This window comes from Citrobacter sp. RHBSTW-00671 (genome assembly GCF_014103415.1).
Lineage (GTDB): Bacteria > Pseudomonadota > Gammaproteobacteria > Enterobacterales > Enterobacteriaceae > Citrobacter.
The window spans coordinates 3306211-3331780 of sequence record NZ_JABXPR010000001.1; the positions used below are offsets into that span (position 1 = coordinate 3306211).

22 protein-coding genes and 1 pseudogene are annotated in these 25570 nt (G+C 52.2%); 16 read left to right on the forward strand and 7 right to left on the reverse strand.

Features of this window, described 5'->3' with window-relative positions:
* The first annotated feature begins 33 nt into the window (after nt 1-33).
* From aroD to HV261_RS15885, 3 genes are all read left to right on the forward strand, one after another.
* Nucleotides 34-792, forward strand: coding sequence for a type I 3-dehydroquinate dehydratase (aroD, locus tag HV261_RS15875; RefSeq protein WP_202038794.1), 759 nt, complete (start codon nt 34-36; stop codon nt 790-792).
* A 156-nt stretch (nt 793-948) separates the two neighbouring features.
* A complete protein-coding gene (locus HV261_RS15880) occupies nt 949-2544 on the forward strand; it encodes an acyl CoA:acetate/3-ketoacid CoA transferase (protein WP_202038795.1) in 1596 nt (531 codons plus the stop codon).
* A 13-nt stretch (nt 2545-2557) separates the two neighbouring features.
* Nucleotides 2558-3709 carry an acyl-CoA dehydrogenase gene (locus HV261_RS15885; RefSeq protein WP_202038796.1) on the forward strand — a complete coding sequence of 384 codons (1152 nt, stop codon included), beginning with the start codon at nt 2558-2560 and terminating at the stop codon, nt 3707-3709.
* 54 nt (nt 3710-3763) lie between these two features.
* Here the strand turns inward: HV261_RS15885 and HV261_RS15890 are convergent, their stop codons facing one another.
* Complete coding sequence (locus tag HV261_RS15890) at nt 3764-4654, reverse strand: AraC family transcriptional regulator (RefSeq protein WP_202038797.1); 891 nt, start codon at nt 4652-4654, stop codon at nt 3764-3766.
* 509 nt (nt 4655-5163) lie between these two features.
* Between HV261_RS15890 and HV261_RS15895 the strand changes: the two genes are divergently transcribed.
* From HV261_RS15895 to fadK, 5 genes are all read left to right on the forward strand, one after another.
* Nucleotides 5164-5928: an electron transfer flavoprotein gene (locus tag HV261_RS15895; protein WP_137383343.1), complete on the forward strand. Its 765-nt coding sequence runs from the start codon at nt 5164-5166 to the stop codon at nt 5926-5928.
* Between the two features lie 21 nt (nt 5929-5949).
* The gene (locus HV261_RS15900) at nt 5950-6885 is read left to right on the forward strand and encodes an electron transfer flavoprotein subunit alpha (RefSeq protein ID WP_202038798.1); all 936 of its coding nucleotides are present in this window, start codon (nt 5950-5952) and stop codon (nt 6883-6885) included.
* Nucleotides 6886-6942: 57 nt separating this feature from the next.
* Nucleotides 6943-8232, forward strand: coding sequence for an FAD-dependent oxidoreductase (locus HV261_RS15905; RefSeq protein WP_202038799.1), 1290 nt, complete (start codon nt 6943-6945; stop codon nt 8230-8232).
* Entirely contained in the window at nt 8229-8522 is a 294-nt protein-coding gene (locus tag HV261_RS15910) for a ferredoxin family protein (RefSeq protein WP_202038800.1), read from the forward strand. Before HV261_RS15905 ends, HV261_RS15910 begins: the two co-directional genes overlap by 4 nt.
* 80 nt (nt 8523-8602) lie before the next feature.
* Nucleotides 8603-10240 (forward strand): medium-chain fatty-acid--CoA ligase, encoded by a 1638-nt coding sequence (fadK, locus tag HV261_RS15915; protein WP_202038801.1) that lies wholly within the window; start codon nt 8603-8605, stop codon nt 10238-10240.
* Nucleotides 10241-10307: 67 nt separating this feature from the next.
* Here the strand turns inward: fadK and ppsA are convergent, their stop codons facing one another.
* Nucleotides 10308-12686, reverse strand: coding sequence for a phosphoenolpyruvate synthase (gene ppsA / locus HV261_RS15920; RefSeq protein WP_202038802.1), 2379 nt, complete (start codon nt 12684-12686; stop codon nt 10308-10310).
* Between the two features lie 329 nt (nt 12687-13015).
* Between ppsA and ppsR the strand changes: the two genes are divergently transcribed.
* The 8 genes and pseudogenes from ppsR (at nt 13016) to HV261_RS15960 (ending at nt 21136) form a co-directional block, all read left to right on the forward strand.
* Nucleotides 13016-13849: a phosphoenolpyruvate synthetase regulatory kinase/phosphorylase PpsR gene (gene ppsR, locus HV261_RS15925; protein WP_137383349.1), complete on the forward strand. Its 834-nt coding sequence runs from the start codon at nt 13016-13018 to the stop codon at nt 13847-13849.
* A gap of 126 nt (nt 13850-13975) precedes the next feature.
* Nucleotides 13976-15022: a 3-deoxy-7-phosphoheptulonate synthase AroH gene (gene aroH, locus HV261_RS15930; protein WP_202038803.1), complete on the forward strand. Its 1047-nt coding sequence runs from the start codon at nt 13976-13978 to the stop codon at nt 15020-15022.
* 209 nt (nt 15023-15231) lie between these two features.
* Nucleotides 15232-15420, forward strand: coding sequence for a hemin uptake protein HemP (gene hemP / locus HV261_RS15935; RefSeq protein ID WP_202038804.1), 189 nt, complete (start codon nt 15232-15234; stop codon nt 15418-15420).
* Between the two features lie 72 nt (nt 15421-15492).
* Nucleotides 15493-17478 (forward strand): annotated as a pseudogene (locus HV261_RS15940) (TonB-dependent receptor, heme/hemoglobin family).
* Nucleotides 17479-17525: 47 nt separating this feature from the next.
* The gene (gene chuS / locus HV261_RS15945) at nt 17526-18554 is read left to right on the forward strand and encodes a hemin-degrading factor (protein WP_202038805.1); all 1029 of its coding nucleotides are present in this window, start codon (nt 17526-17528) and stop codon (nt 18552-18554) included.
* The gene (locus tag HV261_RS15950; protein WP_137383354.1) at nt 18551-19372 is read left to right on the forward strand and encodes a heme/hemin ABC transporter substrate-binding protein; all 822 of its coding nucleotides are present in this window, start codon (nt 18551-18553) and stop codon (nt 19370-19372) included. Before chuS ends, HV261_RS15950 begins: the two co-directional genes overlap by 4 nt.
* Nucleotides 19372-20364, forward strand: a complete 993-nt coding sequence (locus HV261_RS15955; RefSeq protein WP_202038806.1) for a FecCD family ABC transporter permease — start codon at nt 19372-19374, stop codon at nt 20362-20364. Before HV261_RS15950 ends, HV261_RS15955 begins: the two co-directional genes overlap by 1 nt.
* Entirely contained in the window at nt 20357-21136 is a 780-nt protein-coding gene (locus tag HV261_RS15960) for a heme ABC transporter ATP-binding protein (RefSeq protein WP_202038807.1), read from the forward strand. The genes HV261_RS15955 and HV261_RS15960 overlap by 8 nt, the downstream gene beginning before the upstream one ends.
* Here HV261_RS15960 and selO read toward each other — a convergent pair.
* From selO to HV261_RS15985, 5 genes are all read right to left on the reverse strand, one after another.
* Nucleotides 21133-22575, reverse strand: a complete 1443-nt coding sequence (gene selO / locus HV261_RS15965; RefSeq protein WP_202038808.1) for a protein adenylyltransferase SelO — start codon at nt 22573-22575, stop codon at nt 21133-21135. The two genes, HV261_RS15960 and selO, sit on opposite strands and share 4 nt — an antisense overlap.
* Before the next feature lie 61 nt (nt 22576-22636).
* Entirely contained in the window at nt 22637-23350 is a 714-nt protein-coding gene (locus tag HV261_RS15970; RefSeq protein ID WP_202038809.1) for an EAL domain-containing protein, read from the reverse strand.
* 316 nt (nt 23351-23666) lie between these two features.
* Nucleotides 23667-24131, reverse strand: coding sequence for a C40 family peptidase (locus HV261_RS15975; RefSeq protein ID WP_202038810.1), 465 nt, complete (start codon nt 24129-24131; stop codon nt 23667-23669).
* Nucleotides 24132-24208: 77 nt separating this feature from the next.
* Nucleotides 24209-24958 (reverse strand): vitamin B12 ABC transporter ATP-binding protein BtuD, encoded by a 750-nt coding sequence (gene btuD / locus HV261_RS15980; RefSeq protein ID WP_202038811.1) that lies wholly within the window; start codon nt 24956-24958, stop codon nt 24209-24211.
* Nucleotides 24958-25509: a glutathione peroxidase gene (locus HV261_RS15985; protein ID WP_137383360.1), complete on the reverse strand. Its 552-nt coding sequence runs from the start codon at nt 25507-25509 to the stop codon at nt 24958-24960. The genes btuD and HV261_RS15985 overlap by 1 nt, the downstream gene beginning before the upstream one ends.
* Nucleotides 25510-25570 lie beyond the last annotated feature (61 nt).

Consider the following 25570-nt stretch of genomic DNA (forward strand, 5'->3'; position numbering starts at 1 on the left):
GGGCAGTATTTGTGAATAGTTAAAGGGTAATCAATGAAAACCGTAACCGTAAGAAACCTCGTGATTGGCGAGGGTGCGCCGAAGATCATTGTCTCGCTGATGGGTAAAGACATCTCAACGGTAAAAAGCGAAGCACTGGCCTATCGCGAAGCGGATTTCGACATTCTGGAATGGCGTGTTGACCATTTCACCGATGTCGCTTCCATTGACGCAGTGCTGGAAGCCGCACGTGCAATCCGTGATGTGATAGTGGATAAACCGTTGCTGTTCACCTTCCGTAGCGCACAGGAAGGGGGAGAGCAGGCACTGTCTGTCGAAAACTATATTGCATTAAACCGCGCAGCAGTGGACAGCGGTCTGGTGGATATGATCGACCTGGAGCTTTTCACCGGTGATGACCTGGTTAAAGCCACCGTCGAGCATGCACACGCGAAAAATGTCTTCGTTATTATGTCGAACCATGATTTTCACAAGACACCTGCGGCCGATGATATTGTCCAGCGACTGCGTAAAATGCAGGAACTTGGTGCAGATATTCCCAAAATCGCGTTGATGCCGCAAAGCAAAACGGATGTGCTGACATTGCTTAGCGCAACGCTGGAGATGCAGGAACGCTACGCTGACCGCCCAATTATTACCATGTCAATGGCGAAAACTGGTGTGATCTCACGACTGTCCGGCGAAGTCTTCGGCTCAGCGGCGACGTTTGGCGCGGTGAAAAAAGCCTCGGCCCCAGGACAAATCTCCGTAACCGATCTACGCACCGTTCTGACAATATTACACCAGGCTTAATAGCTGAATATTTTTAAATTGCAATAAATAACGCCCTGCCCCAGGTATTCGTTTTACCACGAATACCTGGCAGACGATTAAATATTTTCAAATAACGCAAAACACTATTATCTAATATAGCGATAGGTATTCGCACGAATATAACCTGGAGTTTATATGAAACTGTCAAGACCAACACGTTTAAATGGTCGGGTACCGGTATTATCTGCAGCTGACGCAATTGATTATATTCCGGATGAAGCCACCCTCTGCGTATTAGGCGCTGGCGGTGGGATACTTGAGGCCACAACATTAATTAATGCACTGGCCGAGAAATATAAAAATAGCCAATCCCCGCGTAATTTGTCACTCATTAGCCCGACAGGACTGGGCGACCGCGCAGACCGGGGTATTAGTCCACTGGCACAGGAAGGTTTAGTTAAATGGGCGTTGTGCGGCCACTGGGGACAATCCCCACGTATCTCTGACCTCGCGGAACAAAATAAAATTGCCGCCTACAACTATCCACAAGGCGTATTAACACAAACACTGCGTGCCTCTGCGGCCCATCAGCCAGGCATTTTGAGTGATATCGGTATTGGCACGTTTGTCGATCCCCGCCAACAAGGTGGCAAACTCAATGAAGTGACCACCGAAGATCTGATCAAACTGGTAGAAATTGATAACAAAGAGTATCTCTACTACAAAGCCATTGCGCCGAATATCGCCTTTATTCGCGCCACCACCTGTGACAGCGAAGGCTATGCCACCTTTGAAGACGAAGTGATGTATCTCGATGCGCTGGTCATCGCGCAGGCCGTGCATAACAACGGCGGCATCGTCATGATGCAGGTACAAAAAATGGTGAAGAAAGCCACACTGCACCCTAAAGCCGTGCGGATCCCTGGCTATCTGGTGGATATCGTCGTTATCGATCCTGAACAGACTCAGCTGTATGGCGGAGCGCCGGTTAACCGCTTTATTTCAGGCGATTTCATCCTTGATGACAGCCTGCAAACTGCCCTGCCGCTTAACCAACGTAAACTGGTAGCCCGACGTGCGTTGTTCGAAATGCGGAAAGGTGCAGTGGGTAACGTTGGCGTAGGAATTGCCGACGGTATTGGTCTCGTTGCGCGGGAAGAAGGCTGCGCCGATGACTTCATACTGACGGTTGAAACCGGGCCAATCGGCGGTATTACCTCGCAGGGCATCGCTTTTGGGGCCAACGTCAATACCCGCGCTATTCTGGATATGACCTCCCAGTTTGACTTCTACCACGGTGGCGGTCTGGATGTGTGCTATTTAAGTTTCGCCGAAGTCGATCAGCACGGCAACGTCGGTGTGCATAAATTCAATGGCAAGATCATGGGCACTGGCGGTTTTATTGATATCAGCGCCACCTCGAAGAAAATTATTTTCTGCGGCACCCTGACGGCCGGAAGTCTGAAAACGGATGTTGCCGACGGCAAATTGAATATCGTGCAGGAAGGTCGGGTGAAGAAATTCGTTAGCGAATTACCAGAAATCACCTTCAGTGGAAAAATTGCCCTCGAACGTGGACTGGATGTGCGTTATATCACCGAACGCGCCGTGTTTACGTTGAAAGAAGATGGTCTCCATTTAGTGGAAATTGCCCCGGGTGTTTCTTTGCAAGAAGATATTCTGGACAAAATGGATTTCACTCCCGTTATTTCTCCAGACCTGAAACTGATGGACGAAAGATTATTTATCGATACCACGATGGGTTTTGTTTTGCCCGACGCCGCCAATTAAAAGGAGTACCCTGATGGACTTTTCATTAACTGAAGAACAAGAGCTGCTGCTTGCCAGCATTCGGGAACTGATCACCAGTAATTTCCCGGAAGAATATTTCCGCACCTGTGATCAAACTTCCATCTACCCTAAAGAATTTATGCGCGCGCTTGCGGATAACGGCATTTCAATGCTGGGCGTTCCGGAAGAGTTCGGTGGTATTCCGGCAGATTACGTCACGCAAATGCTGGCGCTGATGGAAGTCTCAAAATGTGGTGCACCTGCTTTTCTGATCACTAACGGTCAGTGTATCCACAGTATGCGTCGTTTTGGCTCCGCGGAGCAGCTACGTAAAACCGCTGAAAGCACCATGGAGACGGGCGATCCGGCCTATGCGCTGGCGTTAACCGAACCGGGAGCTGGCTCAGATAACAACAGCGCCACCACCAGCTACACCCGCAAAAATGGCAAGGTGTACCTTAACGGGCAAAAAACCTTTATTACCGGTGCCAAAGAGTACCCGTATATGCTGGTCCTGGCTCGCGATCCCGAGCCGAAAGATCCGAAGAAAGCCTTTACCCTGTGGTGGGTGGATTCGAAGAAACCCGGCATCAAAGTTAATCCGCTGCACAAAATCGGCTGGCACATGTTAAGTACCTGCGAAGTCTATCTTGATGACGTTGAAGTAGACGAAAGTGATATGGTCGGCGAAGAGGGTATGGGCTTCCTCAACGTGATGTACAACTTCGAAATGGAGCGATTGATCAACGCCGCACGCAGCACCGGCTTTGCCGAATGCGCTTTCGAAGATGCCGCACGTTACGCCAACCAGCGTATCGCCTTTGGTAAACCGATTGGCCACAACCAGATGATCCAGGAAAAACTGGCGCTGATGGCGGTTAAAATCGAAAACATGCGCAATATGGTATTGAAAGTCGCCTGGCAGGCCGATCAGGAACAATCACTGCGTACCAGTGCGGCGCTGGCAAAACTGTACTGCGCCCGTACAGCGATGGAAGTTATCGACGATGCGATTCAAATAATGGGTGGTCTGGGTTATACCGATGAAGCCCGTGTATCCCGGTTCTGGCGCGATGTGCGCTGCGAACGCATTGGCGGTGGCACCGATGAAATCATGATCTACGTCGCCGGACGTCAGATCCTGAAAGATTATCAAAACAAGTAAGCCGTTCTGTCATCCGGATAGCGGATAAACGCTATCCGGACTTACGCCAGAAAATCAGACTTCCGGCTGCAGGCATTCCTGCTCAGTCAGATTATTTTTAAACTGCTTACGATAATCGCTGGGAGTACAGCCTACGTGTCGCTGAAAGAGTTTGGCAAAGTGATCAACATTTTCATACCCTACCCGCCACGAGATTTCCGCTAACGACGCTTCCGTATTCGTCAGCGAAAATTTTGCCTCCGTCATCCGCCGTTGAATAACATAATTAATCGGCGAAATACGATACTCTTTAGTGAATTCGTGGCAGATATAACTCACACTGGCGCGAAACTTTTTAGACAACTGTTCAAGCGTGATTTTTTCGCGAAAGTTGTTATTCAAATACACCAGAACATCTTTAATTAACACGTCTTTTTTAATATACCCCTGCTCCGAACGATAAGCATTTTTAAAGTTTTCGTAATACAAGACGGTTAATGCGTAGGCAAAGGCATCATAAGCAGAGGATGACAGATTATTTTTACACTGCGGTATCATAATACTCAGTTCGTTAAAAATACTCTTAATAACCTCCTGTCCCTGGCCGACGCTGATGACCGGACACGAATGTAACTGCAACAACTGGTTATCCTGCCAACCATTGAAACGAAAACCGTACAGTGCACAGGTGTAGGTCGTGGCAGGTGCGCTGCTATCCGAGGCGACGGCATGTAACCGTCCTTGTTCTATCACCACAATATCCCCGGCGTGGGCAACATACAGGGAAGAATCAATGATTAAGCGCGCAACGCCTTTTTTGACATAGATAAGCTCTGTTTCATTGTCATGAACATGGTGGCCCGACTCCCAGTTAGGATCATCACTGATGACGAATCGCGAAAATCTGGGGGTCTTCCCCTGCTCAAAAAGGGTTTCCATGGCATTATCAAAACATCGTTGATACATGACAGCCTCCACCTTTAGATGATAAATATGCGGAAAATTAATAGTGTTAAATGAAAACGATTAATCACGTTATACAACGATATTCTACCCAAGCGAAACAAAATTATTTGCGTCGTCTGCAAGATGACACTTCTTGCTCAAGAACGCTGTTAGCGGGCGTTATTTACGTTTTATACTAATTGAAAAGAATAAATGTTATTAATTCAACATTAACGATTTACATATCAGAAACAAATGCGGGCAGATATCGCGTAAAAATAGGATGTATTTCTCAATTACCCCCTCATTTACTGTTGTCACGGTGTAATCTTGCGTACACAATCTTTACTCCTCGCTTAGAAAGCCCGCATCGCCGTTGCACATTTTTCTGCAAGATTGTTGGGAATGAAAACAGATTTCCCCGTCGAAAACAGGCCCCACTCTGCCGCACACTATTTTCAGTCAAATTTTCCCTACTGCCGATAATGACGCGCACCGTCATCATCCGAACGTGACTCACTGGAGATGCCATGAAAATAATAACCTGCTTTAAGTTGGTGCCTGAAGAACAGGACATTGTTGTTACCCCAGAGCGCTCGCTTAACTTTGATCGGGCCGATGCCAAAATCAGTCAATTTGATCTGAACGCGATTGAAGCCGCCACACAACTTACCGCTGAAGGCGATGAGATTGTCGCCTTAACGGTGGGTGGCTCCTTGCTGCAAAATTCTAAAGTACGTAAAGACGTGCTGTCCCGCGGTCCGGATAGCCTGTTTATGGTGCAGGACCCACAGCTGGAGCACGCGCTGCCGCGCGATACCGCCCAGGCACTGGCTTGTGCGGCTAAAAACATTGAATTCGATCTGATGCTGTTCGGGGAAGGGTCCGGCGATGTCTACGCACAACAGGTCGGTTTGCTGGTGGGTGAGCTCCTACAGCTTCCTGTGATTAACGCGGTAAGCCACATCCAACGTAACGGCGACCGCATTGTGGTTGAACGTACACTGGAAGACGAAGTTGAAGTGATTGAACTGCCGCTCCCCGCCGTGCTGTGCGTAACCTCAGATATCAATACACCGCGGATTCCGTCAATGAAAGCCATTCTTGGTGCCGGCAAAAAACCCGTCACCCCCTGGCAGGCCAGCGATATTGGCTGGACGCCAGCATCACCGCTGGCAGAACTAGTCAGCCTTAGCGTTCCACCGCAGACAGAACGTAAGCACATCATTCTGGAAAATGACTCAGCAGAAGCCATTGCCGAACTGGCCGAACATCTGAAAAAAGCCCTGAACTAAGCCCAACGGAGAACAATCATCATGAGTAAATTAGCCAACGTATGGGTGTTTAGCGATAACGTAGAACGCTATGCGGAATTAATAACCGGCGCCCGCCAGTGGGGCGAGCAGGTACACCTTATTGTGCAGGGCAACGAGCAGGCCGATCAGGTTAAATCACTGGGTGCCGATGACATCATCGTGCTCGAACACGCCAGTGGACTGCAGCGTGTTGAAAACTACGCCGAGACTGTCGCCGCCTTACTGCAAACGCACACCGGCCTGTTGCTGATGCCTGCGTCTAAACGCGCAAAATCACTGGGCGCGCGGTTAAGCATTCAACTCAATGCGGCGATGGTAAACGACGCCACATCGGTCACTCTCGATGCAGGTGCGCTGTTTGCAGAACACCGTATGTATGGCGGTCTGGCCTTCGGTAAAGAAAAACTGAATAGCGCGCTGGCGATTATCACACTTGCCCCAGGCATGTTTGAACCCGTAGAAGCCAATCCTGCGCATACCTGCCCTGTCGTCTCTGCACCTTATATCACGCCGCTTCATGAGATTGTTTGCCAGGAACGTCGAGCCAAATCCCTCAGCAGCGTGGATCTCAGCAAAGCCAAACGCGTGGTTGGCGTCGGTCGTGGCCTGGTTGCCGAGAGCGATCTGCAGATGGTACGCAATCTTGCCGCCGTTCTGGGTGCCGAAGTGGGTTGTTCGCGCCCTATTGCCGAAGGTGAAAACTGGATGGAGCGCGAGCGCTATATTGGCGTTTCCGGCGTGCTGTTGAAATCAGATTTGTACCTGACTCTGGGCATCTCAGGACAAATTCAACATATGGTCGGCGGGAACGGCGCGAAGATCATAGTCGCCATCAATAAAGATAAAAAAGCCCCGATCTTCAACTACGCCGATTACGGTCTGGTTGGTGACATTTACAAAGTCGTCCCGGCCCTTATCGAACAGCTCAGTCGCTAACTGCCACATTTAACGCACATATCCCGCTGCACTCGCGGCGGGAAAGGAGCAAAGAACATGTCAGATGAAAAATTTGATGCCATTGTGGTCGGTGCTGGCGTGGCGGGTGCGGTAGCGGGTTACGTGATGGCCCAGGCCGGGCTGGACGTGCTGGTTATTGAGCGCGGAAACAGTGCTGGCAGCAAAAACATGACCGGAGGACGACTCTACACGCATAGCCTGGAGCACATTATGCCCGGCTTTGCAGAGGAGGCCCCTGTCGAACGGAAAGTGACCCGCGAAAAAATCTCTTTCCTTACCGAAGAAAGTGCTGTCACCCTCGATTTCCATCGTGAAAAAGACAATAGCCCAGCGCAGGACTCCTATACCGTATTGCGCAACAGACTCGATCCCTGGTTGATGGAAAAAGCCGAACAGGCCGGGGCTCAGTTTATTCCGGGCGTTCGCGTCGATTCCCTGATCCGGGAAGGCAACAAAGTCACTGGCGTGCAGGCGGGTGACGATATCCTGGAAGCCAATATCGTTATCCTTGCTGATGGCGTCAATTCCATGCTGGGCCGTTCATTGGGAATGGTACCGCCCTCTTCGGCGCATCATTATGCCGTTGGCGTGAAAGAACTGATCGGCCTGCCGCCAGCAGTCATCGCAGATCGTTTTAATCTATCAGGAAATGAAGGTGCCGCCTGGTTGTTTGCCGGTTCGCCATCTAACGGCCTGATGGGCGGAGGTTTCCTGTACACCAACAAAGACTCCGTCTCTCTGGGGCTGGTATGTGGTCTGGGCGATATCGAGCATGCGACAAAAAGCATTCCGCAAATGCTGGAAGATTTTAAACAGCACCCCACTATTCGCCCACTGATCGCCGGCGGTGAATTGCTGGAGTATTCCGCGCACATGGTGCCGGAAGGCGGCCTGGCGATGGTACCAAAGCTGGTGGATGACGGGGTGATGATCGTCGGCGACGCCGCCGGTTTTTGTCTGAATCTGGGCTACACCGTGCGCGGCATGGATTTGGCGATCGCTTCAGCAGAGGCGGCAGCCAAAACCGCCATTGCAGCGAAAGAACGTCAGGATTTCTCCGCCAACAGCCTGATGGACTACAAACGCGCCCTTGAACAGGGGTGCGTGATGCGTGATTTACAGCATTTCCGTAAGATCCCCGCGCTAATGGAAAACCCCCGTCTGTTTACCCAATATCCGCGCATGGTGGCCGATATCATGAGCGATATGTTCACCGTTGATGGCCGCCCGACCCCACCCATTCGCAAGACTATTTTGTCCCACGCGAAGCAGATTGGGCTGATGAACCTACTGAAAGACGGCATCAAGGGAGCAACCGCGCTATGAGTCAGGACAACACCGTAAATGTTGACGTCAAACTGGGCGTTAACAAATTCAATGTCGATGAAGGGCATCCGCACATCATTCTTGCCGAGCATCCTGACATGAGAGAATTTCGCAAGCTGCTGAAAGCCTGCCCCGCCGGGCTGTATAAGCAGGACGAGAGTGGAAACATTCATTTTGATTCTGCTGGTTGCCTGGAGTGCGGAACGTGTCGAGTACTGTGCGGCGACACGATCCTCGACCAATGGGAATACCCGGCTGGGACATTTGGTGTGGATTTCCGTTACGGCTAACACGTATCGCCTGTTGTACGCCGGATACAGACATCTGTCATCCGGCAGGACGTGTACCGAAATTATCCAGGGAAAAACTCATGAGTGTCACATTAACGTTTAATGCCGAACGTCGGGAAGCTTATCGACAACAAGGATTTTGGGGGGATGCATCGCTGGGTGATTACTGGAGCCAAACTGCTCAGGCGATGCCGGATAAAATCGCGGTGGTCGATAACCACGGCGATTCATACACCTACGCCGCGCTCGACAGTGCGGCCAGCCGTCTGGCGACCTGGTTGTTAGCCTGCGGGATTCAGCCGGGTGACCGCGTCGCCTTTCAATTACCCGGCTGGTGTGAATTCACCCTTATCTATCTGGCCTGTCTGAAAACCGGGGCGGTTTCCGTACCACTACTTCCTGCCTGGCGCGAAGCCGAACTGGTATGGGTACTGAACAAATGCAAGGCAAAGATTTTTTTCGCTCCTACGCTGTTTAAACAAACCCGGCCGGTGGATCTGATCCTGCCCTTGCAAAACCAGCTACCACATCTGCAACAGATTGTTGCCGTCGATAAGCTGGCACCCGCGACAGACTCACTGGCACTCAGCCAGCTTCTTTTATCACCCCCCTTAACTCAGCCAGTCAACGTGCATGCCGATGAGCTGGCTGCGGTGCTGTTTACCTCCGGAACAGAGGGGATGCCCAAAGGGGTAATGCTGACCCACAACAACATCCTGGCCAGTGAACGCGCCTATTGTGCCCGTCTTAATCTCACCTGGCTGGATGTATTTTTGATGCCTGCGCCACTCGGCCATGCTACCGGTTTTTTACATGGCGTGACCGCACCGTTTTTAATTGGCGCACGCAGCGTACTGCTGGATATTTTTACTCCCGCAGCCTGCCTCGAATTGCTGGTACAACAACGCTGTACCTGCGTACTCGGCGCCACACCGTTCGTCTACGACATGCTGTGTCGCGTGGAAAAACATCCCTGCGACCTCTCGTCGTTCCGCTTTTTCTTGTGCGGCGGCACTACTATTCCGAAAAAAATAGCCCGCGATTGTCAGCAGCTCGGCATTAAACTTTTAAGCGTCTATGGCTCAACAGAAAGCTCGCCGCACGCGGTGGTCAATCTGGATGATTCGCTTTCCCGTCAGATGAACACCGACGGATATGCCGCTGCCGGCGTGGAAATTAAAGTCGTCGATAAGGCACGTAACACGTTGCCTGCGGGGATGGAAGGAGAAGAGGCATCCCGCGGACCCAATGTTTTTATGGGCTACCTTGATGAACCTGAACTGACCGCCCGAGCACTGGATAACGACGGCTGGTATTACAGCGGCGATTTGTGCCGAATGGACGATGCCGGATACATCAAAATCACCGGGCGTAAGAAAGATATTATTGTGCGCGGTGGAGAAAATATCAGTAGCCGCGAGGTCGAGGATATTTTGTTGCAGCATCCGCGTATTCATGATGCCTGCGTTGTGGCAATGCCGGATGAGCGTTTAGGCGAACGATCGTGTGCGTATGTGGTACTAAAACCTCCTCACCATTCGCTGTCGCTGGAGTCTGTCGTGGCCTTTTTTAGCCGTAAACGGGTAGCTAAATACAAGTACCCGGAGCACATCGTGGTTGTCGAGAGGTTACCGCGCACGGCGTCTGGCAAGATCCAAAAATTTCAGCTACGTCAGGATATTATTCAGCGTTTGAGCGTGGAGAGTATTACCGGATAAAGCGCCGGATGGCAATGCTAACGCATCTTATCCGGCCTACGTTGAATAGGCCGGATAAGGCATGATATTACTTGTTCAGTTCAGCCAGACTCAGCCAGGTTTGTACTACGGTGTCCGGGTTCAGCGACAGGCTGTCGATCCCCTCTTCCATCAGCCAGGCCGCGAAGTCTTCGTGGTCAGATGGGCCCTGACCACAAATACCAACGTATTTGCCCTGTTTCTTAGCGGCACGAATCGCCATCGACAACAGTGCTTTCACCGCATCGTTACGCTCATCAAACAGCTCAGAAACCACGCCAGAGTCACGGTCCAGACCCAGCGCCAGCTGTGTCATGTCGTTAGACCCGATAGAGAAGCCGTCGAAGTATTCGAGGAACTGTTCAGCCAGCAAGGCGTTGGATGGGATCTCACACATCATGATGATCTTCAGTCCATTCTCGCCGCGCTTCAGCCCCTGACGTGCCAGCTCTTCCACGACCGCTTTCGCCTGGGCAACGGTACGAACAAACGGTACCATTACTTCCACGTTAGTCAGCCCCATGTCGTTACGGACACGTTTTACGGCATCACATTCCAGCGCAAAACAGTCACGGAAGCTATCCGCAACATAACGACCGGCGCCACGGAAGCCCAACATCGGGTTCTCTTCATGCGGTTCATAACGCTCACCGCCGACCAGGTTGGCATATTCGTTGGACTTAAAGTCCGACATGCGCACGATGACACGTTTCGGATAAAACGCCGCACCCAGCGTCGCGATCCCTTCAGTCAGGCGACCTACGTAGAACTCGCGTGGTGAATCAAACCCTTTCATCATCGCGCGAATTTCGTTTTGCAGTTCCGGCGTTTGATCATCGAATTCCAGCAGTGCACGTGGGTGCACGCCAATCATACGGTTGATAATAAACTCGAGACGCGCCAGGCCGACACCTTCGTTTGGCAGACAAGCGAAGTCAAAAGCGCGGTCCGGGTTACCGACGTTCATCATCACTTTCAACGGCAGATCCGGCATGGTTTCCACGCTGGAACTCTTCACGCTGAAGTCCAGCATGTCGGCATACACGTAGCCGGTGTCGCCTTCCGCACAGGAGACAGTGACTTTCTCGCCGTCTTTCATGCGTTCGGTCGCATCGCCACAGCCAACAACCGCCGGAATGCCCAGTTCACGGGCAATAATCGCCGCATGACAGGTACGACCGCCGCGGTTGGTGACGATCGCCGCCGCTTTTTTCATGATCGGTTCCCAGTCCGGGTCGGTCATGTCGGTAACCAGCACATCGCCTGGCTCGATACGGTTCATTTCGCTGATGTCATGAATGACTTTTACCGGGCCAGCACCGATGCGGTGACCGATGGCGCGACCTTCCGCAATAATTTTACCCTGAGCATGCAGCGTATAACGTTCCATCACCTGGCCACGAGAACGCACGGTTTCCGGGCGAGCCTGTACAATGAACAGCTTGCCGGTATGACCGTCTTTAGCCCATTCGATGTCCATCGGACGACCGTAGTGCTTCTCGATTTGCACCGCCTGCTTCGCCAGTTCCTGCACTTCCTCGTTGGTCAGTGAGAAAATATCGCGTTGCGCCTGCGGAACGTCTTCAATGGTAACCTGCTTGCCATGCTCCTGAGTCGGCGCATAAATCATGCGGATTTTCTTAGAGCCCATAGTACGACGCACGATGGACGGACGGTTGGCCGCCAGGGTCGGTTTGTGCACGTAGAATTCATCCGGGTTCACCGCGCCCTGCACCACCATTTCACCCAGTCCCCACGCGGAGGTGATAAACACCACCTGATCGAAGCCGGATTCGGTATCAATGGAGAACATGACGCCGGAAGACGCCAGGTCAGAACGCACCATCCGCTGAACGCCCGCAGACAGCGCTACGCCACGATGATCATAGCCCTGATGAACACGGTAGGAGATTGCGCGGTCGTTAAACAGCGAGGCAAACACGTGTTTGATAGCGACCAGTACCGCATCGAACCCCTGGACGTTAAGGAACGTTTCCTGCTGGCCCGCGAATGACGCATCTGGCATATCTTCTGCGGTAGCGGAGGAACGCACGGCAAAAGAAGCATTGGCATCGTCCGCTGACAGCTGCGCGTAGGCATCGCGGACGGCATTTTCCAGTTCAGGCTGGAAAGGAGTGTCGATAATCCACTGGCGGATCTGTGCACCCGCTTTTGCAAGCTCGGTAACATCGTCGATATCCGTTTTATCCAGCAGCTCATAAATGCGCTGGTTTACGCCGCTTTGGTCCAGAAACTGGTTAAACGCATCGGCGGTCGTTGCAAAACCATTCGGTACGGAAACGCCCATACCTGAAAGGTTAGTAATCATTTCACCCAGGGAGGCATTTTTGCCCCCAACTCTGTCTACATCATTCATGCCGAGTTGGTTATACCAAAGCACCAGCGGTGACGAGCCATTGTTGGACATCGAACAATCCTTATATATGAACGAGGTTAGGAAACTCAATTTTGCGTAATTATCTTGGCATATTTACCTCAGCGAAAAAAACGGTGAATCGTTCAAGCAACTTTATTTTTTATTTTTTCAGATTCTTTCCGCATTTGCGCAAACCCGCGAACGGCACGGGATCACCACAAAATCAGTCGGTATAAACATTTGTTCCGAAAAATGAAATGTACTTTTCATTAAATATAAAAATAGTGTTTCATTTTATAAAATAGATACAGCGATATTCGCTTCTGACGAATTTTAATTTATGCTTTCAGAGAATTATGTCTGCCCCCAGGATGAGCAAAATGGATAATGCTGTTGATCGTCATGTATTTTATATTTCTGATGGCACCGCCATCACCGCAGAGGTATTGGGTCATGCGGTAATGTCGCAATTTCCGGTCACGATCAGCAGCATTACGCTGCCGTTTGTTGAAAATGAGAGTCGTGCTCGTGCGGTTAAAGACCAGATTGACGCCATTTATCAACAAACAGGTGTGCGTCCTCTGGTGTTCTACTCCATCGTGTTGCCGGAAATTCGCTCGATCATTTTACAAAGTGAGGGTTTTTGCCAGGACATCGTCCAGGCACTGGTTGCCCCGCTGCAACACGAGATGAAACTCGACCCCACACCGATAGCGCATCGCACGCACGGCCTGAATCCTGGCAATCTCAACAAGTATGATGCGCGTATTGCCGCCATTGATTATACCCTCGCGCACGACGACGGTATCTCGTTGCGCAACCTTGATCAGGCGCAGGTGATCCTGCTTGGCGTTTCCCGCTGCGGAAAAACGCCTACCAGCTTATACCTGGCAATGCAGTTTGGCATCCGGGCCGCTAACTACCCCTTTATTGCCGATGATATGGATAATCTGGTGCTGCCCGCCTCTCTGAAGCCGTTACAACACAAACTGTTTGGTCTGACGATTGACCCTGAGCGCCTGACGGCCATCCGCGAAGAACGCCGTGAAAACAGTCGCTACGCCTCACTGCGCCAGTGCCGAATGGAAGTTGCTGAAGTAGAGGCGCTGTACCGGAAAAATCAAATTCCGTGGCTCAACAGTACCAATTATTCAGTAGAAGAGATTGCCACCAAGATCCTCGACATCATGGGGCTGAATCGCCGTATGTACTAGAATGCTAGTGCATTGGTTCGATTTTTTGTTATTATGCTCGCCACCAGGCAGGATGAGTGTGATATTGTGATGTACATCACTTCCCGGTAGTCCTGCCGTTGAAGCAACAAATTTCTGAGATAAGTAATGAACAGAACCGATGAACTCCGTACTGCGCGTATTGACAACCTGGTCACTCCAGCAGAGCTTGCGCAACGGCATCCTGTTTCGTCCTCCGTCGCCCGTCATGTCACGGAATCCCGACGCCGGATAGAAAAAATATTAAATGGTGAAGACGCTCGTTTGCTGGTGATCGTAGGTCCTTGCTCGATTCACGATCTCGATGCCGCCATGGAATACGCCACGCGTCTGCAGGCACTGCGCACTAAACACCAGGCGCGTCTGGAAATCGTGATGCGTACCTATTTTGAAAAACCGCGTACCGTCGTGGGCTGGAAAGGTCTCATTTCCGACCCGGATTTGAACGGCAGCTATCGTGTAAATCATGGTATTGAGCTGGCACGCAAACTGCTGTTACAGGTCAACGAACTGGGTGTCCCGACGGCCACTGAATTCCTCGATATGGTGACAGGTCAGTTTATTGCCGATCTGATCAGTTGGGGCGCCATTGGCGCACGCACCACAGAGAGCCAAATTCACCGTGAAATGGCTTCCGCGCTCTCCTGTCCCGTCGGGTTCAAAAACGGCACAGATGGCAATACACGTATCGCCGTCGATGCTATTCGCGCGTCACGCGCCAGCCACATGTTCCTCTCTCCGGATAAAACCGGCCAGATGACTATCTATCAGACCAGCGGTAATCCCTACGGTCATATCATCATGCGCGGTGGTAAAAAACCGAACTACTCTGCCGAAGATATTGCTGCTGCCTGCGATACGCTGCATGAATTCTCTCTGCCGGAGCATCTGGTGGTGGACTTCAGCCATGGCAATTGCCAGAAGCAGCATCGCCGTCAGTTAGAAGTGTGCGATGACGTCTGTCAGCAGATTCGCAATGGTTCGACGGCAATAGCCGGGATCATGGCGGAAAGTTTCTTACGCGAAGGTACGCAAAAAATCGTCAGCGGCCAGCCACTGGTTTATGGTCAGTCAATCACCGACCCCTGCCTGAACTGGGAAGATACGGAACTGCTGGTCGAAAAACTTGCCGCGGCGGTAGACAGTCGATTCTAACATCATGCCCGGGTGGCGGTTTCGCCTGACCCGACCTACGGTTCGTGCCCATCCAGGCCCGGTCAGCGTCATGCTACCGGGCTTTTTTAATGCAGCGCAATCCCGCAAATTTGATCCCGTCACAATTATTTCACAAAAAGGCTTGATGCAAATTCTTAGTTTATTGATAATGATTATCATTGTTACATTGATTGTTATTTTTAAACACTATGTCACGTATGGATAACACTACAGCAACGCCTGCAAAAGAAAAAACACCGCCCTCTGTCGCGCCTGACGAACGTCGGATTGACAGTAAAAGCCTGCTGGGAAATGAAGGACGAGTGATCATAGAACATGATGGTCAGTACTACCTGCTGCGCCAGACACATGCCGGTAAACTCATTCTGACTAAATAAATACCTATTACGCCAGCCACCCAGGTGATACCCAGGCAGCCAGCGCTTTCGATTTTCTAATGGAGAGTTGCTATGCCACACCTGCACACGACATCGCTGCGCCCATCGCTTTTGGCTCTGGCGATCGTAAGTCACCTTCCCGTCGCCGCCTATGCGGCGGCTGAAGATATGACTGTCACCGCCACCGGCAATGCCCGCAGTGCCTTTGAAGCGCCAATGATGGTCAGCGTGATTGATGCGACCGCGCCGGAAAACCAGACGGCCAGTTCAGCGGCAGATCTGTTACGTAAAGTGCCTGGACTTACCCTTGACGGTACGGGACGAACCAACGGTCAGGACGTCAATCTGCGCGGCTATGACCGCCGCGGAGTGCTGGTGCTGGTAGACGGCGTACGTCAGGGAACCGACACCGGACACCTGAACAGCACATTTCTGGATCCGGCGCTCATTAAACGTATCGAAGTGGTGCGTGGCCCTTCGGCTCTGCTGTACGGCAGCGGTGCGCTCGGCGGGGTCATCGCCTATGACACAGCAGAGGCTAAAGACTTACTTGAAGCGGGTAAAAACAGCGGTTACCGCGTGTTCGGTACTGCTGCCTCGGGCGATCATAGCCTCGGCATGGGCGCCAGCGCGTTTGGTCGTACCGACACGCTGGACGGTCTGCTCGCGTGGTCAACTCGCGACCGCGGGGACTTACGCCAGAGCGACGGAACCACCGCGCCGAACGATGAAGCGATAAACAATATGCTGGCAAAAGGGAGCTGGAAAATCGACAGCGCCCAGACGCTGGCAGGCTCGCTACGTTATTACAACAATGATGCACGTGAGCCTAAAAACCCACAAACCAGCGCAGCAGATACCAGTAACAACCCGATGACCGATCGCTCAACGATCCAGCGTGATGCACAGTTGACCTACACGCTCGCCCCTGCGGACAATGACTGGCTGAACGCTGATGCTCGCATTTACTGGTCCGAGGCGCGCATTAATGCCCAGAATCCGGATGCGACTAATGAGTTTCGCAAACAAACCACCAAAGGCGGAAAAATTGATAACCGCAGCCGGTTGTTTACCGACTCCTTTGCTTCCCACCTGTTAACTTACGGCGGTGAGTACTATCGCCAGGAACAACGCCCCGGTGGTGCGACGACCGGTTTCCCTGAGGCAAAAATTGATTTCAGCTCCGGCTGGCTACAGGATGAAATCACCCTGCGGGATCTGCCAGTAACATTGCTGGGTGGTACACGCTATGACTCATATCGCGGTAGCAGCGATGGTTACGCGGATGTCGATGCCGACAAATGGTCGTCCCGCGCAGGAATGACCGTCGCGCCGGCCGACTGGCTGATGCTGTTCGGCTCCTAGGCTCAGGCTTTCCGCGCGCCGACAATGGGCGAGATGTACAACGATGCCAAACACTTCTCCATCGGCCGTTTTTACACCAACTATTGGGTACCCAACCCTAACCTGCGCCCGGAAACCAACGAAACGCAGGAGTATGGCTTCGGTTTGCGCTTTGACGATTTGCTGATGGCAAGCGATGCGCTCGAATTTAAAGCCAGCTATTTCGATACCAAAGCCAAAGATTACATCTCCACCAGCGTCAATTTTGCTGCCGCGACCACCATGTCCTATAACGTACCCAATGCAAAAATCTGGGGCTGGGACGTGATGGCGAAATACTCCGCCGATCTGTTCAGTTTAGACATGGCCTACAACCGTACACGAGGCAAAGATACCGACACGGGTGAATACATTTCCAGCATTAACCCGGATACCGTCACCAGCAAACTGAACATCCCCGTGGCACACAGCGGTTTCTCAGTCGGCTGGATAGGCACGTTTGCGGACCGTTCAACCCATATCAGCAGCAGCTACACCAAACAACCCGGCTATGCCGTAAACGACTTTTACGTGAGCTATCAGGGTCAACAGGCGCTGAAAGGTATGACCACCACGCTGGTACTGGGTAACGCTTTTGACAAAGAGTACTGGTCTCCGCAAGGCATTCCGCAAGATGGCCGTAACGGCAAAATTTTCGTGAGTTATCAGTGGTAATCCCCCTGCCCCGGCGAGCCGGGGCAGCAATCTGGAAGGAAGAGGCAATGAATCACTACACACGCTGGCTGGAACTGAAAAAAGAACATCCTGGAAAATACGCGCGTGACATCGCAGGGTTGATGAACATTAGCGAAGCTGAACTGACCTTCGCACGCGTCGGTCATGACGCGTGGCGTTTACGCGGCGAAGTGCGCGAGATCCTGGGCGCTCTGGAAGCCGTAGGCGAAACAAAATGCATTTGCCGAAATGAATATGCGGTGCATGAACAAACCGGTGCCTTTACCAACCAACACCTTAACGGTCATGCCGGGCTGGTACTGAACCCACGCGCCCTCGATTTACGTCTGTTCCTGAACCAGTGGGCCAGCGCCTTCCATATCAGTGAAACCACCGCCCGTGGCGAACGTCAAAGTATCCAATTTTTCGACCATCAGGGTGATGCACTGCTGAAGGTTTATGTCACGGAGAATACCGATATTACCGCATGGGGTTCGCTGCTGACCCGTTTCATCTTCGCAGAAAACCCGCCGCTGAGGCTGCAAACTGTTGAACCCGTCGTGCCCGCCGTTAACGTAGACGCTGCGACAGTGGACAAAGAGTGGCGCGCCATGACCGATGTTCACCAGTTTTTCGGTCTGCTGAAGCGCCATAATCTGACCCGCCAACACGCCTTTAATCTGGTAGGTGACGATCTGGCCTGTAAAGTCAGTAATGGCGCGTTGGCACAGTTACTCGAAACCACGCGACAAGATGGCAACGAAATCATGGTATTTGTGGGTAATCGCGGCTGCGTGCAGATCTTTACCGGCGTGGTAGAAAAACTGGTGCCGATGAAAGGCTGGCTAAATATTTTCAACCCGACCTTTACCCTGCATCTGCTGGAAGAGAGCGTCGCCGAAACGTGGGTGACACGTAAACCAACCGCCGATGGCCACGTGACCAGCCTGGAGTTGTTTGCCGCAGATGGCACGCAAATCGCCCAGCTTTATGGACAGCGTACGGAAGGTGAACCGGAGCAGGCGCAATGGCGAGCGCAGATCGATGCCTTAACGCCAAAAGGACTGGCCGCATGAAAAAACTGCTGGTCCTGATTGCGCTGCTGCCCATCGCAGCGCTGGCTGCTGACGAAGAACGCGTTGTGGCTCTCGGTGGCGATGTCACCGAGATTGTATACGCACTGGGAGCACAATCTTCCCTTGTGGCGCGAGACAGCACCAGCCAGTGGCCTGAAGCGGCAAACACGCTACCGGATGTTGGTTATTTACGCCAACTCAACGCTGAAGGGATCCTGGCTACCCGCCCTACGCTGGTGCTAGCCAGCGCACAAGCGCAGCCTTCTCTGGCGCTAAAACAGCTTGAGCAGAGCAACGTCAGGGTTGTCACGATCCCTGCCAGTAATACGCTTAGCGTGATTGATGAGAAAGTGCAGGTTATTGCGCAGGCTACACACCAGGAGGCTAAAGGCGAAGCCCTGCGCAACACGTTACGCCAGGAGCTCGCGGCATTACCCGCCACGCAGCTTGATAAACGAGTTCTGTTTATTCTCAATCATGGTGGAATGACCGCAATGGCGGCAGGGCAGGAAACGGGGGCAGATGCCGCTATTCGCGCGGCCGGCTTACGTAACGCGATGCAGGGGTTTAGCCGTTACCAGCCGTTATCACAAGAAGGCGTAATAGCCAGCCAGCCCGACCTGGTGGTGATCTCACACGATGGTATTCAGGCCGTTGGTGGTGAAGCTAACCTGTGGGCACTGCCTGGACTTGCGCAAACGCCTGCCGGGCGCAATAAGCAGGTACTGCAGATTGATGATATGGCATTGCTGGGCTTTAGCGTTCGCACGCCACAGGCCATTTTGCAGCTACGCGCCAAAGCGGAGCAATTGCCCTGATGGCCCGACGAATCACCTGCTCGTTATGGACGCTGGCCTTTATGCTGGGTGTAATGACGATACTGGCGACCGGTTTTGGCGCGTTGCGCCTGCCGGTAAGCCTGCTCTGGCAGGACGGAGATGACGCATTGCGTCAAATCTGGCTCACCATTCGGCTACCGCGCGTTCTGCTGGCGCTGGTGATTGGCGGCTCGCTGGCACTGGCAGGTTGCGTCATGCAGGGATTGTTTCGCAACCCGCTTGCCGACCCAGGACTTCTGGGCATTAGCAGCGGTGCGGCCTGCGCCGTCGCCCTGTGGGTGGTGCTGCCGATCTCATTACCTGCGTTACTCATGTTGTATGCGCCAATGATGGCGGCATTCCTCGGTGCACTGGCTGCCACCGTGGTGATTTTTATCCTCAGCCAACAGCGCGACGGTTCGCTATCGCGTCTGTTATTGGTTGGAATTGCCATCAACGCGCTCTGCGGGGCAGCAGTTGGCGTGCTGTCGTGGATCAGCAATGATGCGCAGCTGCGCCAGCTATCACTTTGGGGAATGGGCAGTTTGGGTTCTGCGCAGTGGTCAACACTACTGGCCGTCACCTCGCTAATGCTCCCAACAGTACTGGTTATCTGGCGCCTGGCTGCGGCACTGAACCTGTTACAACTGGGTGAGGAGGAGGCGCATTATCTCGGCGTTGATGTCCGGACGATCCAGCGTATTTTGTTGTTGTGCAGCGCATTACTCGTGGCCGCTGCTGTAGCGGTCAGCGGAGTCATCGGGTTCATCGGTTTGGTTGTTCCGCATTTAATGCGTATGTGGCTCGGCTCAGACCATCGGGCCGTGATCCCCGGTTCTGTTCTGGCTGGCGCATTTTTACTACTGATTGCCGATACTCTCGCCCGCACCGCCGTTGCGCCTGCGGAAATGCCCGTTGGTCTGTTGACCAGCATTCTCGGTGCGCCATGGTTTTTATGGCTTATTTTTCGTCAACGAGGCGCGCATGACTGAACATTTTATTGCCCAAGGGCTTCACTATCGCCTTGCTGGTCGCTCAGTTATTGACGACGTATCGCTCAAACTTGCTAAAGGTGAACTGGTCGCGCTAATCGGGCCAAATGGTGCGGGAAAATCCACCCTGCTACGTCTGTTGACCGGCTTTCTTAAACCGACTGCCGGACGCTGTTTGTTGGATGGCAAATCACTGGCTGACTGGAGTACGCAGACGCTGTCGCGCCATCGCGCGGTTATGCGTCAGCAAACGCAGGTAGGTTTTGACTGGCAGACAGAAGCCGTCATCGCGATGGGGCGTGCCCCCTGGTCCCAACATCCCGAGCACGAGCTTATCGCACAGGTAATGGCAATCACCGGCTGCACCCCGTTGGCGGGCAGACAATACGCCGCGCTTTCCGGCGGCGAACAACAACGCGTGCAGCTAGCCCGTGCGCTGGCGCAATTGTGGTGCGACGCTGAACCTCGTGGTTGGCTATTTCTCGACGAACCGACGTCAGCGTTAGATCTTTACCATCAGCAACATCTGCTGAGATTACTAAAAGCACTCACTGCTTCAGGAAAATTGCATGTTTGCATCATCCTTCACGATCTCAATCTGGCAGCGCTGTGGGCTGACCGGATCATACTGCTCCATCAAGGACGCATTGTGTCTCAAGGAGCGCCCGACACCGTGTTGCAGGCTGATGATCTGATACGCTGGTACGGTGCCCAGGTTCACGTTGGCCAACACCCGGCCAACGCATCCCCACAGGTTTTTCTCGCACCTTAGCTGGAACAACTCACTTCCAGCCGTTTACCCCAGTCAGGTGGACGGCTGATATAATCATCATCCCGATCGGCAAACGGGGTACGTAACGCAGCGTGTAACCGATGTAGTTCGCTGTAATCACCCTGCTCTGCCTGGCTTATTGCCCGCTGCGCCAGCCAGTTACGTAGCACCATAGCCGGATTCGCCGTCTTCATCTGCGCGTGTCTGAGAACATCAGCCACATTGTCTTGTTGCAGGCGCGTGCGGTAACGTGTGAACCAGTCGTCAAATGCCGCACGATCAATAAACTCATCGCGCAGTGGGGACAAGGCACTGTGTTGTTCCGTTTGGCTGAGCATGCGGAATGTTCGCGTGTAGTCGCTACCTTCCCGCGCCATCAGACTAAACAGTTCGCTAAGGATTTCGTTATCGTTTTTCTGCTCGCTAAAGAAACCCAGTTTTTGCCGCATGCGTTGCCCATAGCGGGTGAGCAAGGCCAGTTGATAACCGTCCAGCGCATCATTGAGCACATCAACCGGGATGAATGGCGACAGCGTCTGCGCCAGACGTTGTAGGTTCCATAACGCTGCAGCAGGCTGATTATCAAAACTATAGCGCCCCTGATGATCGGAGTGGTTGCAGATAAAATCTGGCACGTAATCATCAAGGAAACCGAAGGGCCCATAATCCATTGTCAGGCCAAGAATCGACATGTTGTCCGTGTTCATCACCCCATGCGCAAAGCCTACGGCTTGCCAGTCGGCCATTAACGTCGCGGTGCGCGTGACAACATCCGTAAACCACAACTGATACTTATCCGCCTCTTCCTGCCATTGTGGCCAGTAATGACGGATCGCAAAGTCAGCAAGCTGGCGTACTTTTTCCGGTTCACGACGATAATAAAAGTGCTCAAAATGACCGAAACGCATATGGCTTTGCGCCACGCGAATGAGCATCGCGCCTGCTTCAGTGGTCTCTCGCTGCACCGGAGTCTCGCTGGTGACAATCGACAAGGCCCGGGTGGTAGGGATCCCCAGATAATGCATGGCTTCGCTGGCCAGGCTCTCTCTAATCGTCGAGCGCAGCACGGCGCGCCCATCCCCCATGCGGGAATAAGGCGTTAATCCAGCGCCTTTCAGATGCCAGTCAAGGGTTGTGCCATCTGCAAGCAATTGCTCACCCAGCAGAATCCCTCGTCCATCGCCGAGTTGCCCAGCCCAGACACCGAACTGATGCCCGCTGTAGACTTGTGCCAATGGCGACATCCCAGGTAATAGCGATTCGCCCCCCCATACACCTGCCCCATCGGAAACATCAAACAACGCAGCTGGAATACCCAATTGCTCAGCCAGAGCATCGTTATGCCAGATGATGCGGGCATTTCTCAGAGGGGTGGGCGAAAGAGCGGTATAGGTTGCTGGTAATTCATCACGCCAGCGAGTAGTAAAAGACAGGGTCATAGGGCCTCCTGTCTCTAGTGTAGACTGTTAATAGCCTGTTAAACACCAGCAAATAAAAGGGTTATCCTTTTACCAGTGAAATAATCTTTGCAGGTGATACCGCCGGCCACAGTCCCCCTTGCATCGCGCTGAATCCCAAAGGTAATACCCGCGCCAGCATCTCCTGTGTATCAATACCGCTAATGATGATTGATTCACAGCTGGGGGATAATTGCGCCAGAATAGCCCGCATAAACGGCTCAAACGAAATATGTGTAATCCTTTGTTGAACAAAGTTTTTATCCAGCACAACCCGTTTGAACAGACCATCAAAAATTGCCCGCGTGGATATGCCCCCGGCACCGTAGTTTGTCAGTATTAATGGGAATCGCGCAGCCAGAGCCGCCAATGTGGGATTTTCTTTGCCACTGTTTAACTCCGGATAACTTTCATTAATCGTCAGTTCAATAAATGAAAATCGTTCAACACGTGAAGCATATTCAGCGTCTGATAATAAAGTATTAGCGACCGCTGGCGTTAAATTAATCCACGCCGGAACTTTGCGTTGAATAAAAAAGTGTTGGCACGTTTCGATTAATTCCAGCTTCTCGGCAAATAAACGGCATTGCTCGTCGTCTGACATCCGGGGCATAACCAGCTCTGTTGGCATGCGTACGTTGCCATTCGGGCTGACAAAGTTTGTAACAATGTCGACGGACTCAAGGTCACCTTTTTCACTTCGTGCAGGAAGAAAAGAGAACTCTGAATGATAAAGATAATCCAGTGAAACAATCATTGTGCCAGCCCCTCTGCATGGGTGTAATCCGGCATCCTGTAACAAAGGATGGAAAAATACGTTGCTGCTGATACAAATTGAGGCCCTTTCATTTTTCCCTTTTTAGCCAGTAAATCGAATCCTTTTTTTTTAGCTTATCCTGATTATAAACGAATATCCAGCTTTGCACTTTTTAATATCTCGGGATAAATCATATTTTTAGCAAGATACGCTCTTAATGTTCAGGGTTATTGACCGACAAACAGCAGAAGTGAAAGTTGACATTTAAAATGTGGATGACGAGAAAGCCGCGAGCCGCTCTCGTCACCCGTCATGATTAAATTCGGCGTGCCTGCCAAAAGTTTTTACGCCAGTAGACGTTATCCAGCGAAGAACGCATCACTCCGCGACTGGTTGAAGCATGGATAAATTGATTATTGGTATCGTAAATTCCGACATGCAGACCACTTTCACCGGAACCCGTTTTAAAGAAAACCAGATCGCCGGGTAGCAAATCATCTTTATCGATCTCGGTACCAATCTTTGATTGAGTACGCGTGTCTCGCGGTAATTGAAGATCGAATTGGTCACGCATCGTCATCAACACAAATCCCGAACAATCCACCCCGCTACGGCTCATACCGCCATAGCGATAGGGAGTGCCATGCCAGGTTTGCAACTGATCGTTAAGACCCGCGATAACGGCGATAGAGTCCGACAGTCGGGCATTCGGCGCAGGAGCACGATGGCTGCTGCACCCCGCCAAAAACAATACTGTGATGAAAAGGAGCCAAAAGCGCATTCAGGACGAATCCTCTGATTTTTATTTTTGTGTCAATTTAGCGTGGAAATTATGTGATTTTCAAGAACCCATTTAACTTAAGTGGTTGATATGAGCATTCTGTGGCCTTCAATATCCAGGCGACGGAAATTTACACCGTAGGCCAACGACAGATTGGCTGGCGTCAGCACCACATCACGCGCACCGCTCGCCAGCAGCTTTCCGCGCTTGAGCAACCACGCCTTGTGCGCATGGCGTAGCGTATGGTTAAGATCATGACTGCTCATCACAATGGCGATTCCCTGCTGACACAGCTGGCTCAACAACCTGTCCAGCGCGTTTTGTTGCGCGACATCCAGGCTATTCATCGGCTCATCCAGCAACAAAAGTTGCCCATGCGGATTAGACTGTGGACTCATTTGCAGGATGACGGCCGCCAGACGCACACGTTGCCATTCCCCCCCTGAAAGCTGATTAACACCACGTCCCAGTTTATCTCCCAGCCCAAGCGCATCAGCCACCTCCTGCAGCAGGTCTGTTCGCGCTTTATCAGGCTGATGCAGCGTCAGAAAATGCCAGACCGGCATCGCAAATGGTGGATTTTGCTGTTGCGCAAGATAAGCACGATGTTGCGCCAGCTTCGCTGCCGGCCAGTCACTAAGCGGTGTATCACCAAAGGTGATGCTCCCTTCTCCGGTCGTCAGTCCCGCCATTCGCGCCAGCAACGTACTTTTCCCCGCGCCGTTGGGGCCCACTAAATGCAGGATCTCCCCTGCTTTAATTTCACCAGATAGCGGGCCGAGTCGGGTCGATTCCGCAACATCCTGTAGCAGCATTAATCGGGACATTAGTTGGCCAATGCAGTCTTTATAGCGTGGACAAGAACCGGGTCCTCAGGCGTCATATCAGGGGAATAACGCTGCAGCACCTGCCCATCCCGACCGACTAAGAACTTCTCAAAGTTCCACAGAATATCGTCCGGGTAGAGCGGTGCCCGGCCTTTACTCGCCATACGCGCATAAAATCCGCTATCTGCCGGTGCAACCGCAGTGGGTGCCGCATCAATCAGCTTCTGATACAACGGATGGCGGGCTTCGCCATTGACATCAATCTTACTGAACATCGGGAAGGTAACGCCCCAGGTGGTGCTGCAATACGTCTTAATCTCGTCTTCGCTGCCGGGCTCCTGCCCCAGAAACTGGTTACAAGGGAATCCCAGAACGGTGAAACCCTGCCCATGCCAGGCTTTCTGCAGGTTTTCCAGTTGCTCATACTGCGGCGTTAACCCACATTTTGAGGCTACGTTGACAATTAACAGTACATTTCCGGCATACGCCTGCAATGAGGTCGCCTCGCCGTCGATGGTTGTCACTTCCGTATTAAAAAGCGTGTTTTGCATAGCATCTCCAGAACAACAGGTGAATAGTGGGATGACCCTGTTCAGCTTTTAAGCATAGACC